General features: G+C 39.3%; 11 protein-coding genes. 9 read left to right on the top strand and 2 right to left on the bottom strand.

Annotation, left to right across the window (positions count from 1 at the left end; genetic code table 11):
- The first annotated feature begins 264 nt into the window (after positions 1–264).
- The 4 genes from OQ268_RS11380 to OQ268_RS11365 all read left to right on the top strand — a co-directional run bounded on the left by OQ268_RS11380 (position 265) and on the right by OQ268_RS11365 (position 5,693).
- Complete coding sequence (locus tag OQ268_RS11380; RefSeq protein WP_265856263.1) at positions 265–744, top strand: Dps family protein; 480 nt, start codon at positions 265–267, stop codon at positions 742–744.
- Between the two features lie 98 nt (positions 745–842).
- Positions 843–2,678 carry a UbiD family decarboxylase gene (locus tag OQ268_RS11375; RefSeq protein ID WP_265856262.1) on the top strand — a complete coding sequence of 612 codons (1,836 nt, stop codon included), beginning with the start codon at positions 843–845 and terminating at the stop codon, positions 2,676–2,678.
- Between the two features lie 296 nt (positions 2,679–2,974).
- Positions 2,975–3,172 carry a response regulator transcription factor gene (locus tag OQ268_RS11370; protein WP_265856261.1) on the top strand — a complete coding sequence of 66 codons (198 nt, stop codon included), beginning with the start codon at positions 2,975–2,977 and terminating at the stop codon, positions 3,170–3,172.
- A 109-nt stretch (positions 3,173–3,281) separates the two neighbouring features.
- Positions 3,282–5,693 carry a hypothetical protein gene (locus OQ268_RS11365; RefSeq protein WP_265856260.1) on the top strand — a complete coding sequence of 804 codons (2,412 nt, stop codon included), beginning with the start codon at positions 3,282–3,284 and terminating at the stop codon, positions 5,691–5,693.
- A 49-nt stretch (positions 5,694–5,742) separates the two neighbouring features.
- On the opposite strand, the gene OQ268_RS11360 is transcribed toward OQ268_RS11365, so the two are convergent.
- Both OQ268_RS11360 and OQ268_RS11355 read right to left on the bottom strand, forming a co-directional pair.
- The gene (locus tag OQ268_RS11360) at positions 5,743–7,272 is read right to left on the bottom strand and encodes an OmpP1/FadL family transporter (protein WP_265856259.1); all 1,530 of its coding nucleotides are present in this window, start codon (positions 7,270–7,272) and stop codon (positions 5,743–5,745) included.
- A gap of 20 nt (positions 7,273–7,292) precedes the next feature.
- Entirely contained in the window at positions 7,293–8,252 is a 960-nt protein-coding gene (locus OQ268_RS11355) for a hypothetical protein (protein WP_265856257.1), read from the bottom strand.
- Positions 8,253–8,450: 198 nt separating this feature from the next.
- Here OQ268_RS11355 and proS point away from each other — a divergent pair, with 198 nt between their 5' ends.
- The 5 genes from proS to OQ268_RS11330 form a co-directional block, all read left to right on the top strand.
- Positions 8,451–9,923: a proline--tRNA ligase gene (proS, locus tag OQ268_RS11350; RefSeq protein WP_265856256.1), complete on the top strand. Its 1,473-nt coding sequence runs from the start codon at positions 8,451–8,453 to the stop codon at positions 9,921–9,923.
- A gap of 73 nt (positions 9,924–9,996) precedes the next feature.
- Positions 9,997–11,136, top strand: a complete 1,140-nt coding sequence (locus OQ268_RS11345; RefSeq protein WP_265856255.1) for a cystathionine gamma-synthase — start codon at positions 9,997–9,999, stop codon at positions 11,134–11,136.
- Between the two features lie 230 nt (positions 11,137–11,366).
- Entirely contained in the window at positions 11,367–12,143 is a 777-nt protein-coding gene (locus OQ268_RS11340; RefSeq protein WP_265856254.1) for a TIGR02757 family protein, read from the top strand.
- A 115-nt stretch (positions 12,144–12,258) separates the two neighbouring features.
- Positions 12,259–12,873: a Crp/Fnr family transcriptional regulator gene (locus OQ268_RS11335; protein WP_265856253.1), complete on the top strand. Its 615-nt coding sequence runs from the start codon at positions 12,259–12,261 to the stop codon at positions 12,871–12,873.
- Between the two features lie 485 nt (positions 12,874–13,358).
- Positions 13,359–18,403, top strand: a 5,045-nt coding sequence (locus OQ268_RS11330) for a beta strand repeat-containing protein (RefSeq protein WP_265856252.1), incomplete at its 3' end; no start/stop codon positions are given.

Raw genomic sequence — 18,403 nt, 5'->3', positions numbered from 1 at the left:
TTCCTATAAAGTTATAAGTCAAAGAAGGCAATAATACGAATAATATTATTAATCATATTTAATTTAAGAGGGCCATTGTTAGTAACAAAAGAATGACGCCCTATCTATTTAATTCATTATTAATGGTTTGTTAAACCCGGTATTAATGTGCCTTTGTTTATAAACGAAGTAACAAATCAGGTATTGTATAGATCCTGTCTTCGTTAAAACTTTTAAGCAGCTAACTTGTTAACAACGCATTCAAATAAATTAAATTCACATAAAATGGACGCTAAAGAAATAAGCTTAAACGAAAAAGAGGTTAAACCAGTAGTTGATCTGATGAACGACTATTTGGCGAACTATCACATCCACTACCAAAAACTTAGAGGCTGCCACTGGAACATCAAAGGGCAGAATTTTTTTACGCTGCATGTTAAGTTCGAGGAATTGTATACTAATGCGCAGGTTACTATCGACGAAATTGCGGAGCGTGTTTTAACTTTAGGAAAACCGCCTCATAGCCGCTTTGCAGATTATATTAATGAGTCGCAAATTAAGGAAATTGATACCATTGGTATGAAAGACCTAGAGATGGTTGATGCAATTTTAGATGATATGGCTAAACTGATAGAATTAGAGCGCACACTTTTGGATGCAACAGATGAAGCAGGAGACGACGGTTCGAATGATATGGTAAACCGCTTTATGCAGTTTAAGGAAAAAAACACATGGATGTTGCGAGCCTTTGCAGGTAAGAAATAATTCACTTAAAATTCGCCCTGGTTTAGTAGGTTTTATGTAAAATCTGCTCAACTGGGGCTTTTTTGTTTAGGAAAAATTCGAATTGGTTATCTTTGGGGATGGCATACAAAAGTTTAGCAGCATGTGTTTTAGACCTGGAAAAGAATGGTCATCTCATTCGCATCAAAGAACAAGTAGATCCGTATTTGGAGATGGCAGCGATCCACTTACGCGTCTACGAAAATCAAGGTCCTGCTATTTTTTTTGAAAACATTAAAGGCAGCCCATTTCCGGCGGTTTCAAATCTGTTTGGTACAATAGAACGTTCTAAATTTATCTTCAGAGATACTTTGCCGAAAGTGCAACAATTGGTATCCCTGAGGAATGACCCAATGAAGGCACTTAAAAGCCCATTGAAATACGCTGGATCTGCAATGTCTGCATTATCAGCTTTGCCAATGAAAACTCCTGGTGCCCACAAGAAATTTTTGAAAACAAGTATTAGCCAGTTGCCACAAATTGTTAATTGGCCTATGGATGGTGGACCATTTGTAACCATGCCGCAGGTATATACTGAAGACATCGAGAGACCTGGGATTTTAAGCGCTAACCTAGGCATGTATCGCATCCAGCTGGGAGGCAATGACTACATCCAGGATAAAGAAATTGGTTTACATTATCAAATCCACCGGGGGATAGGGGTTCATCAATCTAAAGCCAACAAATTAGGAAGACCATTAAAGGTGAGCATTTTTGTAGGTGGCCCGCCTTCGCATCCTTTGGCAGCAGTAATGCCCTTGCCAGAAGGTTTATCAGAAATGACTTTTGCCGGTGCGCTTGGCGACAGGCGTTTCCGCTACTTCTACGATGATGAGGGATTTTGTATTTCTGCAGATGCAGATTTTATCATCACTGGTACCGTATACCCTAATGAAAATAAACAAGAAGGCCCATTTGGAGATCACCTCGGCTATTACAGTTTAATGCACCCGTTTCCACTGATGAAAGTTCATCATGTTTATCATAAAAAAGACGCTATTTGGTCTTTTACAGTTGTTGGGAGGCCGCCGCAAGAAGATACCAGTTTTGGCGCATTGATACATGAGATTACAGGTTCTGCAATTCCACAAGAAATCCACGGCTTGAAAGAGGTTCATGCCGTAGATGCCGCTGGCGTGCATCCTTTACTTTTTGCCATAGGAAGCGAACGTTATACGCCATATCTAAAACAACGTCGTCCGCAAGAGATTTTAACCATTGCTAACCACATTTTAGGAAAAAATCAACTGAGTTTAGCTAAATATGTGTTCATTGCGGCAAAAGAAGATGATGAAAAACTAAGTACCCACCACATCGCTGCATTTCTATCTCATATTTTACAGCGTATTGATCTTACCAGGGATATTCATTTTTATACGAATACAACGATTGACACGCTCGATTATAGTGGAGATGGTTTGAATAGCGGATCTAAAGTGGTAATTGCAGCCGCTGGGGATATAAAGCGCAGTCTTTGGGATAGTGTTCCTCCAGCGCTCGGGCTCGCTGAAAATGGTTATGCTGCTAAAATGGCCATTCCAGGCATAATGGTACTAAAATTTGATCCATACTTAAATGCAGAAAAGACTGCCGTAGAAGTTGCCAAACTTAATTTAATACTTACGAATGAAGACCTAAGCGGCATACCTTTAATTGTTATGGCAGACGATGCTGAATTTACCGCCGCGAATATTGACAACCTTGTTTGGGTTACCTTTACCCGTAGTAATCCTGCGGCAGATATTTATGGTATTAAAGATTTCATTATAGAAAAACATTGGGGCTGTAAAGGTTCTTTGATTATTGATGCTCGAAAAAAGCCTCACCATGCACCCGAATTAATAAAGGATGGAACGGTAGAGGCTAAGGTTGATAAAATGGGTAAAGAAGGAGGAGCGTTATTTGGTTTGTTTTAAGATAAACTGTTCTACTTATTGCCTAATACCTGCGTAACGTTTAAAGAGTAGCCGAGCTGCATCTGCGAAAATCCCTGTGTCCGATCTCTTGTATTAATGTAGTGATTATATCGAAAGAATAACTTGCTTCCAAGGTCTCTTTTACCAAAATACATTAGACTAATACCTGGCACAATCCAGTGTTCTGTATGGTTATTATTTATCAGCGAGCTTTTTTTAATATTATTTAGATAATATGGAAATGAAAGACACATCGAAAAGTTTTTTCTGCGACTAAAAGTAATTGTTGGTTCGGCATGCCATTTCCAGAAAGAGAGATGGAGTTTTTGAAATATACTTATACTGAGAAAACCTATAATGAAATTGCGTCGGAAATGTTCGTTAGTCCGCGTACGATAGATGGATATCGGAATTCGCTTTGCGAAAAACTAAATTTAAAAAGCCGTACAGGATTAGCCTTGTATGCTGTGAAACATGGCATTGTTAAGATCTAGATACTTCAATCACCTTTACGATTTAAACATAGAATGAAATAGGTCACTATTTGGTTATAAATTCCAGTTTTTGGTAAAAAATTTTCATTTTTAGCAATATCATCTAAATATGCTTTCGAAATATTTACTGTTGTGTTGCTTAATTCTTTCTGGCTATTGTGCCAAAGCACAATCTGGTGGGATCGATAGTGTAGCAGTACTACTTGAAAATTATGGACAAAGCCAAGCCCAATCTTCCCTTTTTATCCACTTCGATAAAAATATATACACCAATAATGATGATGTTTGGTTTACGGGATGCTTGCTGCAAAATATTGCACCACTCGACCAATACCAAACTTTGTATTTATCCTTAGTGAACAATGCTGATAGTACGATCTTACTTCAGGAGAAATTTTTGATTACTGAAGGCTTTGTCTTTGGCGCATTTTCTTTGCCAGATTCCTTACCTAATGGCAATTATCGTTTCATTGCAAACACGAACATCAAAGTCAATGGCCATTACGATGGTAACTTTGTACAACCAATAACTATCAAATCAACAACAATAAATTCCCTGGTAACAAATATTTCCGTATTTAAGGTATATGATGAGGAGTCAAAAAATGGAACTGCGCTTTTGCGAGTGCTAACAGGCGATAACCGATTTGTAGAAAATGCTGATGTTACTTATACCATAGGATCCAATGACAACGTCATTCAGCGTGGCAAGGCGAAAACCAGTGTTATTGGCGAATTGATGATCAATTATCCGGCAGAAAAAATAGTAAGTAAAAATGCCCAACTTCACGTAATCGTTAAGAAAAACGGACTTACAAAACATTTGAATTTCAAGCTGCCCGAACTAAATGCCGAGCGCTATCACATCAATTTTTTTCCGGAAGGCGGATATCTTGTCGAGGGATTAAGGAACAAGCTGTCTATTGAATTGAGAGATGTTGAAGGAAATTTAATTAGGGGCAAGGTTGCTATATTCGAAGATGGATTCCCGCTAGATACGATTCAAACATCTGCAATGGGTGTGGGGAATTTGCTTTTCTTTTCCGATAAATTGAAGCGCTATTCAGCAGAGATAATCGGTGACTCGCAAAAACTTAGATACAGCTTTCCTAAAGCTTTAGAGAATGGGTTGGCATTGCGAATTAATTCTCCAGTAGTAGATGGCGAATTGCTATCGCAGATTGAGAGTAATCACAGTGGTATTTTCCATGTAGTTGTGCATGATTTTAATAGTATTTTCCTGCAAACTACCTGCAATTTACAAGCAAATAATGCCCAAAACATCCGCTTCAAGCTCGATACGCTTGGCACAAGTTTGTATGGCGTAACGGTGTTGGACCAAAACTTCAAACCCGTAGCAGAAAGTTTATTCTTTGCTCATTATAATAAGCTCAATCGCATCGACATAAATTTAAATAAACCGTTTTTTTCAACTAGAGATAGTGTAGCAGTTAGCCTAAATCTATTAGATGGGGATGGGCAAGAGATTAAGGGTTTAGTTTCTGTAAGTTGTGCGCAATCGAATCGATTTTCAATTCAAAACAGCACCAATATCGCAGATTATGCTTATTTCCATCAGCTGGAAGACTTACCTACCAGTTTGTCTGGTATCAGATATTTAGATAGGGAATATCTCAATGATGTTTTAAATACAAAAGGATGGAGAAGATATAAATGGCCCTCACAAGAGGTTACTACCGGAATGCTCAACATCTCATCGATGTCTTTACAGGGATGGGTAACTAAGAATGGTAATGCGTTAAAAGAACCGATTGTTATAAGTTCTATTGCTGGTAGAAACCTAAATATGTTGGATACAGACAGTTCGGGTCACTTCATTCTCCCAACAGAAAGTTTACTTACTACAGCAAAAGGCAAAGTTATCTTAAGTTTAGGCGCAAAGAATCCGGCAGCATACGGTGTCAAAACTAGCGATCCCATCGTAGACATGAAGGATTACCTAACTAAATTACCACACGATGTTACAACGAGTTTATCATTACAACTTAATGATTCGAAAATAACGCCACAGAATAGGGACGGGATAACTTTAAAAGAAGTATTAATTCGTACGACTGACGATAAAATGTCTTTCGCAAGTAATCGTACCAGTAACAGCTGCGGCGATTATGTATGCAAAAATAGAATTTTCAACTGCCAAAATCATATTGGCGATTTCAACAATGCAATTCCCAAGAAGGGTGGTAGGTATCTTACATCTTCAGGACGCGAAATTATTTATGCAGGATGTAGTGAGCAGGAGGGAAATCCTAGCTTAAAAATTATTAAGGGAATAAATCTTCCGAAAGAATTTTATACATCAGATATAGCTAATATGTACGAACCGATTAATCATTCAACTATTTACTGGAACTATCAGTTGGAGGTAAGTGAAAAAGGAGAAAACAAGTTGACATTTACAACAGGAGATCTTCCTGGAAAATATAAAATCATTGTTCAGGGCATATCTTCAAAAGGCGTAGTTTACGGAGAAAAGGAATTTGAGGTTTTATCTAAATAAAAAGCCGCTAATTTTGTTAAATCAGCGGCTTCTTTAAATTTAAAATATATTAGAACCTAACTCCAAAGGTTAAGAACACATTATTTCGTTTACTGCTTACATCTGCAACCGGTTCCGAAAAGTCGTTTAGCTCATAAGGAGCAGAGCTAAAGTTAGTTTTATAGTTTTGGTAGGCTAAATCGAAGTAGTAATTATCTACGCGATAACCAAGGCCGCCAGTAAAGTATTGTCCTTGATAGAAAGAATTGTCTCCTCCTTTTACACCATTCCCATTCACACCATAGCCGCCTCTAACGCTAAACTCTGGGCTAACCTTTACCTCTGCACCAACACGATAATTTATAGCTTCTTTATATGAGTTTTTAATAAATTGGTTGGTGTTGTTTATCGTTGATAAGTCTGAACCGTTATCAGCTGAAAAACGCATAGAAGAATAATCAACGTAATCTACATCAGCAGAGATTAGAGCTGTACCACCAATTACATAACTTAAACCTGCCGATGCTTTAAGTGGCGTACGTAAGTTATATGTAAAAGTATAATTTCTGCTTGGATTATTTGATGAGGTTGGAGAAGTATTTGTATTTCCAGCAGTGTTCGCTTGTAAAGTTTCACTGGTATTGTCTTGTAAATTCATCCAGGTTGGCGTTTGCAAATTCAAGCCAATTCTAAATTCGCTAACTGGCCTAAAAATCATTCCCAACTTCAGATTAAAACCACCCCCTTTAGTTTCCTGATTTCTAAAATAGGTAAGGTTGTAATTTTCATTCCCATTGTATGTCGGTATGGCATCACCATCGTTAAAAGAGTTAACAACCCCAGACTCGGTGAAACTTGCATCACTTACATATCTAACATTAACGAAACTCGCAGTTGCCCCAACATATATTTTATTGCCAAAGTTCAACGCTCCGGCCACATTAAATTCAGATGTCGAACCTAGTCTTGCTTCATTCCAGTTTTGGGTGAAACTAGTACCAGTATAAGGTTCTGCCGAGTAGCCATTTGGGAAATTGGTCGCATTTTTATTGATGAGATAACTTTGGTAAGCATCACCAGCTACAGTTTGATCAATCCCGAATGCATTTGCTTGTTCTGCATACGCATCGCGAATGGAACTATTCGTGTTTACGCCCCCGTAACCAAAGTTATTTAAGAAGTCGTTATTCCTGGTGTAGCTAACACCGAAAACAGAACTTACTAAACCCCTATCTACCGCGCTGCCTTTAGCTTTGTAAGTGGGGCTGTAAAAAACTGCCCCGATGTTATTTAAGTTAATCTGACTTTTGCTCACTTGGTTATTATTGCCAAGAAAAGCACTATTATTATCTACAGAATTAAATTCTGGGGTAATGCTGAATTCTGACTTAGTAAAAAGCCCTAGTCCAGCCGGATTTGCATTAATAGAGCCTATGTCGCCACCTACCCCAATCTGTGCCCCACCCATTCCTTTAAAGCGTGCCGAACTACCATAATTTGTTTGTGAGAAACGGAAGGCATCAGGTGCGTAACTTTGGGCGTATGATGATCCTATAGTAGCTACTGTAGCTACTATCGAAGCCAATATATATTTTTTCATGTTGTGTGTTTAGAATTTAATTAACCTCTACCTGCTCTCGATGGTCTACTACCACCGCCGCCGCCGCCGCCAGACGATCCGCTACTCCCACTGCTTGATGGTGGAGGTGAATAGCTTGGTGCAGGTGCCTCACTTCTCGTTGGTCTGCTCATCTGCGTAGGGCGTTCTGCTGTAGTAGTGTTGCCATTTCCTGCAGGTTGATAACTTCGAGTCGGCCTTCCACTCGTATTAGGATTTGTAGAACTAACCGCTCCATTACTGTTCCCTGCATACCCAGACCGGCTTGGTCTACCAAAATTAGGATTAGCCCCAGGAGCGCTTGTTCTAGGCATACCTGTATCGTTACTTCCTGGTCTTGGTCTATTGGTTCTGTTATTGGTATAAACGCCACCACCATAGTAGCCGCCGCCTAAACCCCAGCCGCCACCGTAATAACCACCGCCCCAACCAAATCGATCGTAATATGAGTTTGGTCCCCAGGCATTCCAGCCATAGAATGGACTATTCCAGCCATAACCAAAGTTTCCGTAATAGAATGGATTGTTCCAGATGCTGCCATAACCATAGCCATACCCAAGACCGCCACCCCAGCCGCCTAAACCATAACCGCTGCTCCAGCCCAGGCCGCCAAAGCCCAAATAATTGGTAACACCATATGAATTACCATAATAGAAATTTTCATAGTATGGATCATAGTATCCTCTCCAGCTTGTACCATTTTGAAAACGGTTAATGCGTGAAGAATAATCCATATCATAATAAGGGTTGCTTGTTCCATAATACTCATCATAAGCCTCTGGGTTCTGAGACTGGTTTTGAGCATATTGTTGTTGTGGAACCATTTCGACCTCCTTAGCTTTTGCTACGCTGTTATATACATCGTCTTCTGCTTTGGTTGTAGCCAATTTAGATGTTGAGCATGAAGCCACCAACCCAGCGGCGGCAATCATGACAATGGGTAAAAATGTAATTGGTTTCATACTATTTATATTTAGTTGTGTGTGTTTACTAATTTACGAAAATCAAATTAAAAAGCCTCAAAAATAACTATTTGTTTAGTCAGAACCCAGATTTTAACATTTGCATGTCAATCGTGATCGTTTTGTAGGCATAAATTTATAAATTTGTGATCTTTTTCACATGATAATAACTCACAAATTACGTTCCAAATACATAAGATGAGCAAAGAAATTACAAAGAGAGAAACCGATTATTCTCAGTGGTACAACGATATTGTTTTAAAGGCAGATTTAGCTGAGCATTCAGCGGTTAGAGGTTGCATGGTTATAAAGCCAAATGGTTATGCAATATGGGAAAAGATGCAGGCTGTGCTAGATAAAATGTTTAAGGACACTGGTCATAGTAATGCCTATTTCCCGTTATTCATTCCAAAGTCATTTTTCTCTAAGGAAGCGTCTCACGTAGAAGGCTTTGCAACAGAATGTGCAGTAGTAACGCATTACCGTCTAAAGAATGATGGTAACGGCAATATTGTAGTAGATGAAACTGCAAAATTAGAAGAAGAACTTATTGTAAGGCCAACCTCGGAAACCATTATTTGGAACACTTACAAAGGATGGATTCAGTCTTACCGAGATTTGCCTATTCTAATTAATCAATGGGCTAATGTGGTGAGGTGGGAAATGCGTACACGGTTATTTCTTCGTACAGCCGAATTCCTTTGGCAAGAAGGTCATACCGCACATGCGACAGCCGAAGAGGCGATTGAAGAAACAGAGCGTATGTTGCATATCTATGCAGATTTTGCGGAGAATTGGCTCGCTGTTCCGGTGGTTAGGGGTCGTAAATCCCCAAATGAAAGGTTTGCAGGTGCATTAGACACATATTGTATTGAGGCTTTAATGCAAGATGGCAAAGCACTCCAGGCAGGCACATCGCACTTTCTAGGACAAAACTTCGCCAAAGCCTTCGATGTGAAATTTACAGGTAAAGATGGAAAATTAGACCACGTTTGGGCAACTTCCTGGGGTGTATCTACACGGTTGATGGGTGCATTAATTATGGCGCACAGCGACGATTCAGGCTTAGTAATTCCACCAAAATTGGCACCAACTCAGGTGGTAATTGTGCCGATTTATAAAGGTGAGGAAGATTTGGCAAAAATAACAGCCTATGTAAATGAACTTACCATGAGATTAAAAGGTATGGGCGTTTCTGTTAAATACGATGATAGGGATACACAGCGCCCCGGCTTTAAATTTGCCGATTACGAACTCAAAGGAATTCCTGTACGCGTGGCAATAGGTGGCAGAGATATGGAAAACAAAACGGTAGAAGTAGCTCGCCGAGATACCAAGGCAAAGCAAACGGTGCCGCAAGAGGGCTTGGATATTTACATCGCAAAACTGCTCGAAGAAATTCAAACAAACATGTTTAATAAGGCTTTGGCTTATAGAGATGAGCACATCACACCTGCCAATTCTTACCAGGAATTTAAAGATTTGTTAGATGGGAAAGCTGGCTTTATTTCGGCGCATTGGGATGGAACATCAGAAACTGAACAAAAGATAAAAGAAGAAACAAAAGCCACAATTCGCTGTATTCCTTTAGATAATAAATTAGAAGATGGGGTTTGCATTTATTCAGGTAAACCTTCTACGCAAAGAGTATTGTTCGCAAGAGCATACTAATTGAGTGGCTATCGAGATCACGATTATTTAAATCTGCACGATAACCTATTACATACTTTTCAATACCGAAAAAATGAAATTTGCAACAAAAGCCATACATGCAGGGCAGGAACCAGATCCAACAACGGGTGCGGTTATGACCCCAATTTATCAAACTTCCACCTACTACCAAAAATCGCCAGGCGATAATAAAGGTTACGAGTATTCCAGGGGCACTAATCCAACAAGACAGGCGCTCGAAGATTGCCTTGCTGCGTTAGAAAATGCCAGGTTTGGCTTAGCTTTTTCGAGTGGAATGGGGGCAACAGATGCGGTTCTGAAATTATTGCAACCTGGCGATGAGGTTATAACAGGCAACGATTTATACGGCGGATCTTATCGGATCTTCACAAAAATCTTTTCCAAATACGGTATCAAATTCCACTTTCTGGATCTTTCTAATCCAGAAAACATGCTCCCTTACATCAACGATAAAACAAAACTGGTATGGATTGAAACCCCAACAAACCCAACCATGCAGATTATAGATATCGAAGGCGTTGCTAAGATTACCAGGGAGAAAAACTTGATACTAACAGTAGACAACACCTTTGCCTCGCCGTATCTGCAGAATCCGATAGATTTAGGAGCCGATATTGTAATGCACTCGGTAACTAAGTATATTGGAGGTCACTCTGATGTGGTTATGGGTGCGCTGGTAACCAATAACGAAGCACTTTATAAAGAATTGTGGTTTATTTATAATGCATGCGGTGCAACACCTGGTCCGCAAGACGCCTTTTTAGTTCTCAGAGGTATCAAAACTTTACACCTTCGCATGCGTGCTCATTGCGAAAATGGCGAGCGTATTGCACATTACTTAAAAAATCATCCCAAAGTAGATAAAATTTATTGGCCTGGGTTCGAAGATCATCCTAACCACCATATCGCAAAAAAACAGATGCGAGGTTTTGGAGGTATGATTTCCATTACCCTTAAAAATGCAGATTTGCAGGAAACATTCCGAATTTCATCTAACTTTAAAGTTTTTACACTGGCCGAGTCGCTAGGAGGCGTAGAATCATTAATCAATCATCCAGCAACAATGACTCATGGTTCTATCCCAAAAGAGGAGCGAGAGAAAGTAGGGGTTACCGATAATTTACTCCGTTTGAGTGTTGGTGTGGAGGATGTTGATGATCTTCTAGCAGATTTGGAAAATGCACTTGCTTAACCATAAATTCCAATTGTACCTAGGCGATATATTTATTATTTTTTGTAAAGCAAGCTGCTGCAACTATAGTCGGTAGCCCGGCTTTACACTAAATCTTTATTTTAAAAGCGCTTTAATGTCTGTATCATTCTGATCGGAAAGCATGCGAGCGCTTTTAAATAAAGGATACCGTTTCAATCCGGTTTAGATGGCAACAATTCAGTTGCTATTTTCGTTTTATCAGAACGCTAATGCAATTTTTAGAACTTAAAAATTTTCTAGATAGTAAGGTAGCACAATATAATAGGCCAGAATTTATTGTGAATGATCCCATCTGTATCCCACATCTTTTTAGGTTACCTCAAGATATCGAAATTGCCGGATTTTTTGCCGCAATCTTAGCCTGGGGACAAAGAAAAACCATCATTAATAAATGTATCGAATTAATGAGTAGAATGGATAACGCTCCTTACGATTTTATGCTAAACCATACCGATACCGACCTGAAAAAACTGCTGGGTTTTAAACACCGAACCTTTAATGATACCGACCTACTCTACTTCGTAGCGTTTTTTAAAATGCATTATCAATCTAGTCAAAGTTTGGAACAAGCATTTATACCGTTGAACATAAGTGATAAACAGTTTGATATTGAAACAGCGCTCAATGCATTTCGTTCATATTTTTTCTCGCTGGAAGATTTTCCATGGAGAACTAAGAAACATATTTCTTCACCTGTTCAAAAATCTACCTGTAAACGTTTGAACATGTTTTTGCGCTGGATGGTAAGACACGATAACGAGGGTGTAGACTTCGGTTTATGGAAGACCCTTAAACCCCATCAGTTGGTTTGCCCCTGCGATGTGCATGTAGATCGGGTAGGCCGGTTACTCGGGCTGATTACGCGTCGGCAAACAGACTGGCAAACCGCGGTTGCATTAACAGAAAGTTTAAAACAATTCGATCCCAACGACCCAGTGAAATATGATTTCGCCCTCTTTGGTTTAGGTGTAGAGAAGCTTTTTTGATGGCATAAAATTGAGTTTCATCAAAAAAAACTTCTTTTTTTAAAGCAATCTTACTATACTTACATAAATCGGTGTCACCAACTCCGAAACCCTATCATCCTCTAGCTCCTTTACCATGATTGCTCTTAACTTAAACGATGGAGATAAATGGAAGAAATACAATAATTTTTCTCCATTGGTGTCTATTTTTAAAAAATTTCATCCTTTAAACGATGAGATCATCAAGCGCATTAACCAACACACCTTTCCTGTTAGCTACAAAAAAAATAAGTTTTTAGTATCGCCGGTAGACCGCAATAAATATTTATATCTGATTGTTAAAGGCGTTGTTAGGGGATTTGTGAAAGATGGTGCAACAGAGATTACAACCTGGATCGCAAAAGAAAATGAAGTGGTCGGTACCATTAGAAACCTATGGCTAGATGGAGATTCTGAAGAATATCTTCAGGCCCTCGAGGATGTAGACCTGGTTGCCATTCCGCACGTATTATCCGAATTTCTCTATGAAAATTATCCAGAAGCAAATATAGTAGGTCGCAAAATGATGGAGCTTTATTATCGGGAAGCAGAAGAACGGGCCTATCTATGTAGAATCTCCTCTGCAGAAAAGAGATATAAAAGATTTCTGGTTTCTTTTCCCGACTTAATTCATCGGGTTTCGTTGAAACATATTGCCTCGTTTCTTGCCATTCGATTAGAAACATTAAGTCGCATTCGTGCCAGAATGTAAATATTTGGCAGAAATTATTTTAATGCTGTAGAAGGGTTTGGTTAGTTTACCAAACCCTTTTTTTTTGTGGGTAATTAAACAAAAAACGTCTAAAAATGTAGTATTAATATTACATGTTAATATCTTTCTGTTGATTTTTATCAAAAATCAGCGATTGTACTTAAATCGTACACAAATTATACAATTTATCTAATCAACAATTGGTTACTTTGTAGTATTGATAATACAAGAAAAAGGGAAAAAGTGATTTTTAGTATTCGATTTATTTGTAGTGAACCTATAGCTGGAGGTTATATTTCATCAATAGATAAAATGTCGAATACTGAAATAAGACAGTAAGTGTCTAAACTTTCGCCCCATCATAAACCAAACATTTGCCAAGGTGCCGCTTTAATAATTCCGATAGGTTGTAAAATTTCTTATACATAACGGACAGATTTAAACTGGCATACAAAAAATTAATCACGCTCTATATTATTAACGATATGAAAAAAAATCTGCTACTTAGTTTAGCCCTTGCCTTAAGTGTTTTAAGTGCGTTTGCTCAGCAAAAGATTAAAGATGGAACGATAAACAATATCAATCTTCCAAATAAAGATGCCATACTAGAGTTGGAGAGTAACAACAAAGGTTTATTATTCTCAAGAATTGCCCTTAAAGAAACGAGTAACCCCGCTCCATTATCAACCCATGTGTCGGGTATGATGATCTATAACACGGCATCAGTTGCTGATGTGGTACCTGGTATTTATTATAATGATGGTAATAAGTGGATTTTAATACGCTCAGGTCAGGCCTCAAATATTACCTACAACCCAATTACGTATGCAATAACCTACAACGACCCTGCTACGAATGCACCACAGGTAATTAATTTGGCAGATGTAGTGAAGAAGAACGAAACCTTAACACCCCTTACCAAGCAAGAGAACGGCAGATATGTATATACTGCTGAGGATGGTAAACAAACCATCATCAATGTCACCGCAGATGTGATTGGTAATTTCCAAACCATAGCTAACGAAAGTTCTGTAAGACAAATAATTGAAAACATTGCTAAAAATTCTGGAGGTAATGTGTTTTTCGATGGGGCAAAGTTTACATATTTAGATATTAATGGCGTTAAGCAGGCTATCAATCTGGCAGAGATTGTTAAAGCGAATGAGACAGTAACTACTTTGGTAAACCATGATGATGGTACCTATACTTATACAAATGAGGCCGGAAAAACAACGATAATCAATGTGCCTACAAATGTGATTACTAATTTTCAAAACATTGTTAACGACGGTTCGGTTAAGCAAATTCTTGAGAATATTGTTAGAAACACAGGTGGAAATGTACTTTTCGATGGGGTAAAATTCACTTATATAGATAATAGTGGAGTAAAGCAAGTAATTAATATCTCAGAGATTGTAAAAGCTGCCGAAACCGTAACCACTTTGGTAAATAATAACGACGGTACTTATACCTACATCAATGAAAAAAATGATAAGGTAAATGTTGATGTGGTTGGTAGCGTAAACAATAATTTAATAAACAACGGAGTGCTATATGCCTCAATCAAGAATATTGTTGATAAAGAGGAGACTGTTACTAGTCTAACCTACGATGTCACGAAAAATACATTAAGCTTCAGTGATGAAAATAATGTTGTGCATGTAATTGATCTAACAGCTATCATTACGAAAAATCAGCTTACATCTTCATTGGTGGACGGAAAAACTACTGAAGTTAGTAGTTCAAAAGTTGACAACAATACAGCATTTAAGGTAGAAGTTAGGGACGGATCAATCTCATCAGAAAAAATTGCAGATAAAAATGTAACTGCTGAAAAATTGGTGGCCGCAACTACAGACAAGGACAAAGTTGGCGTGGTTCAGGCCGATGGTTCAGTTGTCTACCAAACGCTTTCATCAAGCAACATCTCAGGCAAAGATTTGACTGCAGAAGATCCTTCAATCGCAGTTACCGATGGAACAGGTGCAACCTTGGCAAACGCTAAAGTTAAAGTTGCTGATGGTGGAATTTCCACTCAAAAATTAGCCGATGCAGCGGTATCGAATGCAAAAATTGGCGTTGATGCAATCACAACTGATAAAATTAAAGATGGCGAAGTGAAAACTTCAGACCTTGCAGATAAAAATGTAACTGGTGAAAAGGTTGCAGACAAAACCATTGCTGCTGAAAAATTAGTAGCTGCAACCACTGACAAAGATAAAGTTGGTGTGGTTCAGGCAGATGGTTCTGTGATTTACCAAACACTTTCATCAATTAATATTGCCAGTAAAGATTTAACGGCAGAAGATGCCTCAATCGCTATAACCGATGGTGCAGGTGCAACTTTGGCAAATGCTAAAGTGAAAGTTGCTGATGGCGGAATCTCTACCCAAAAACTAGCCGATGCAGCGGTATCGAATGCAAAAATTGGCGCAGATGCAATTACAACTGATAAAATTAAAGACGGAAGTATTACAGCCAATAAGCTAATCGCGGCTGCTACCGACAAGGACAAAGTTGGCGTGGTTCAGGCCGATGGTTCTGTAGTTTACCAAACGCTTTCATCAAGCAATATTTCTGCTAAAGATTTGACTGCCGAAGATGCTTCGATCGCTATAACCGATGGAACAGGTGCAACTTTGGTAAACTCAAAAGTTAAAGTTGCTGATAGCGGAATCTCTACCCAAAAACTAGCCGATGCAGCGGTAACCAACGCAAAAGTTGGCGCTGATGCGATCACAACTGATAAAATCAAAGACGGCGAAGTTAAAACTTCAGACCTTGCAGATAAAAATGTAACTGCCGAAAAATTGGTTGCTGCAACTACAGACAAGGACAAAGTTGGCGTGGTTCAGGCAGATGGAAGTATAATTTACCAAACGCTTTCAGCAAGCAACATTTCTGCTAAAGATTTAACGGCAGAAGATGCCTCAATCGCTATAACCGATGGCGCAGGTGCAACTTTGCTGAACTCGAAAGTTAAAGTTGCTGATGGTGGAATTTCCGCTCAAAAACTAGCCGATGCAGCGGTAATCAACGCAAAAATTGGTGCAGATGCAATCACAACTGATAAAATTAAAGATGGCGAAGTCAAAACTGCGGATCTTGCAGATAAAAATGTAACTGGTGAAAAGGTTGCAGACAAAACCATTGCTGCTGAAAAATTGGTAGCTGCAACCGCCGACAAAGATAAAGTTGGCGTGGTTCAGGCAGATGGTTCAGTGATTTATCAAACACTTTCGTCAAGCAATATTTCTGCTAAAGATTTAACGGCAGAAGATGCTTCAATCGCCATTACAGATGGAACAGGTGCAACCTTGGCAAATGCTAAAGTGAAAGTTGCTGATGGCGGAATCTCTACCCAAAAACTAGCCGATGCTGCGGTAACCACCGCGAAAGTTGGCGCAGATGCGATCACAGCTGACAAAATTAAAGATGGCGAAGTTAAAACCGCAGATCTTGCAGATAAAAATGTAACTGCTGAAAAATTAGTAGCTGCCACCACAGATAAAGACAAAGTTGGCGTGGTTCAGGCAGATGGTTCTGTGATTTATCAAACACTTTCGTCAAGCAATATTTCTGCTAAAGATTTGACTGCAGAAGATGCTTCAATCGCAGTTACCGATGGAACAGGTGCAACCTTGGCAAACGCTAAAGTTAAGGTTGCTGATGGTGGAATCTCTACCCAAAAATTAGCCGATGCTGCGGTCACCAATGCAAAAGTTGGCGCAGATGCGATCACAACGGATAAAATTAAGGATGGAAGTGTTACATCAAATAAGCTCATCGCGGCTGCTGCCGACAAAGACAAAGTTGGCGTGGTTCAGGCCGATGGTTCTGTGGTTTACCAAACGCTTTCATCAAGCAATATTTCTGCTAAAGATTTGACTGCAGAAGATGCTTCAATCGCAGTTACCGATGGAACAGGTGCAACCTTGGCAAACGCTAAAGTTAAGGTTGCTGATGGTGGAATCTCCACCCAAAAATTAGCCGATGCTGCGGTCACCAATGCAAAAGTTGGCGTTGATGCAGTTACAACGGATAAAATTAAAGACGGAAGTATTACAGCCAATAAGCTAATCGCTGCTGCTGCCGACAAAGACAAAGTTGGCGTGGTTCAGGCAGATGGTTCTGTGATTTACCAAACACTTTCATCAAGCAATATTTCTGCTAAAGATTTGACTGCAGAAGATGCCTCAATCGCTATAACCGATGGTGCAGGTGCAACTTTGGTAAACTCGAAAGTTAAAGTTGCTGATGGCGGAATTTCCGCTCAAAAACTAGCCGATGCAGCGGTAACCAATGCAAAAATTGGCGTTGATGCAGTTACAACTGATAAAATCAAAGATGGCGAAGTTAAAACTGCGGATCTTGCAGATAAAAATGTAACTGGTGAAAAGGTTGCAGACAAAACCATTGCTGCTGAAAAATTAGTAGCCGCAACCACGGATAAGGATAAAGTTGGCGTGGTTCAGGCAGATGGAAGTATAATTTATCAAACGCTTTCATCAAGCAATATTTCTGCTAAAGATTTGACTGCCGAAGATGCTTCGATCGCTATAACCGATGGAACAGGTGCAACTTTGGTAAACTCAAAAGTTAAAGTTGCTGATGGCGGAATCTCTACCCAAAAACTAGCCGATGCTGCGGTAACCAACGCAAAAATTGGTGCTGATGCGATCACAACTGATAAAATTAAAGATGGCGAAATCAAAACTGCGGATCTTGCAGATAAAAATGTAACTGGTGAAAAGGTTGCAGACAAAACCATTGGCGCTGAAAAATTGGTGGCCGCAACCACAGATAAAGATAAAGTTGGCGTGGTTCAGGCAGATGGAAGTATAATTTATCAAACACTTTCATCAAGCAATATTTCTGCTAAAGATTTAACGGCAGAAGATGCCTCAATCGCAGTTACCGATGGGACAGGCGCAACTTTGCTGAACTCGAAAGTTAAAGTTGCTGATGGTGGAATTTCCACTCAAAAACTAGCCGATGCTGCGGTAACCAACGCAAAAGTTGGCGCTGATGCGATCACAACTGATAAAATTAAGGATGGAAGTGTTACAGCAAATAAGCTCATCGCGGCTGCTGCCGACAAGGACAAAGTTGGCGTGGTTCAGGCAGATGGAAGTATAATTTATCAAACGCTTTCATCAAGCAATATTTCTGCTAAAGATTTTACTGCAGAAGATGCTTCAATAGCTATAACCGATGGAACAGGTGCAACTTTGGTAAACTCTAAAGTTAAAGTTGCTGATGGTGGAATCTCTACCCAAAAATTAGCCGATGCTGCGGTTACTAATGCAAAAGTTGGCGCAGATGCAATCACAACGGATAAAATTAAAGACGGAAGTATTACAGCCAATAAGCTAATCGCTGCTGCTGCTGACAAAGACAAAGTTGGCGTGGTTCAGGCAGATGGTTCTGTGATTTACCAAACGCTTTCATCAAGCAATATTTCTGCTAAAGATTTAACGGCAGAAGATGCCTCAATCTCAGTTACAGATGGAACAGGTGCAACCTTGCT

Origin of the sequence: Pedobacter sandarakinus (assembly GCF_026240095.1) — a bacterium.
GTDB lineage: Bacteria > Bacteroidota > Bacteroidia > Sphingobacteriales > Sphingobacteriaceae > Pedobacter > Pedobacter sandarakinus.
This window is presented reverse-complemented; position numbering and strand designations above follow the sequence as displayed.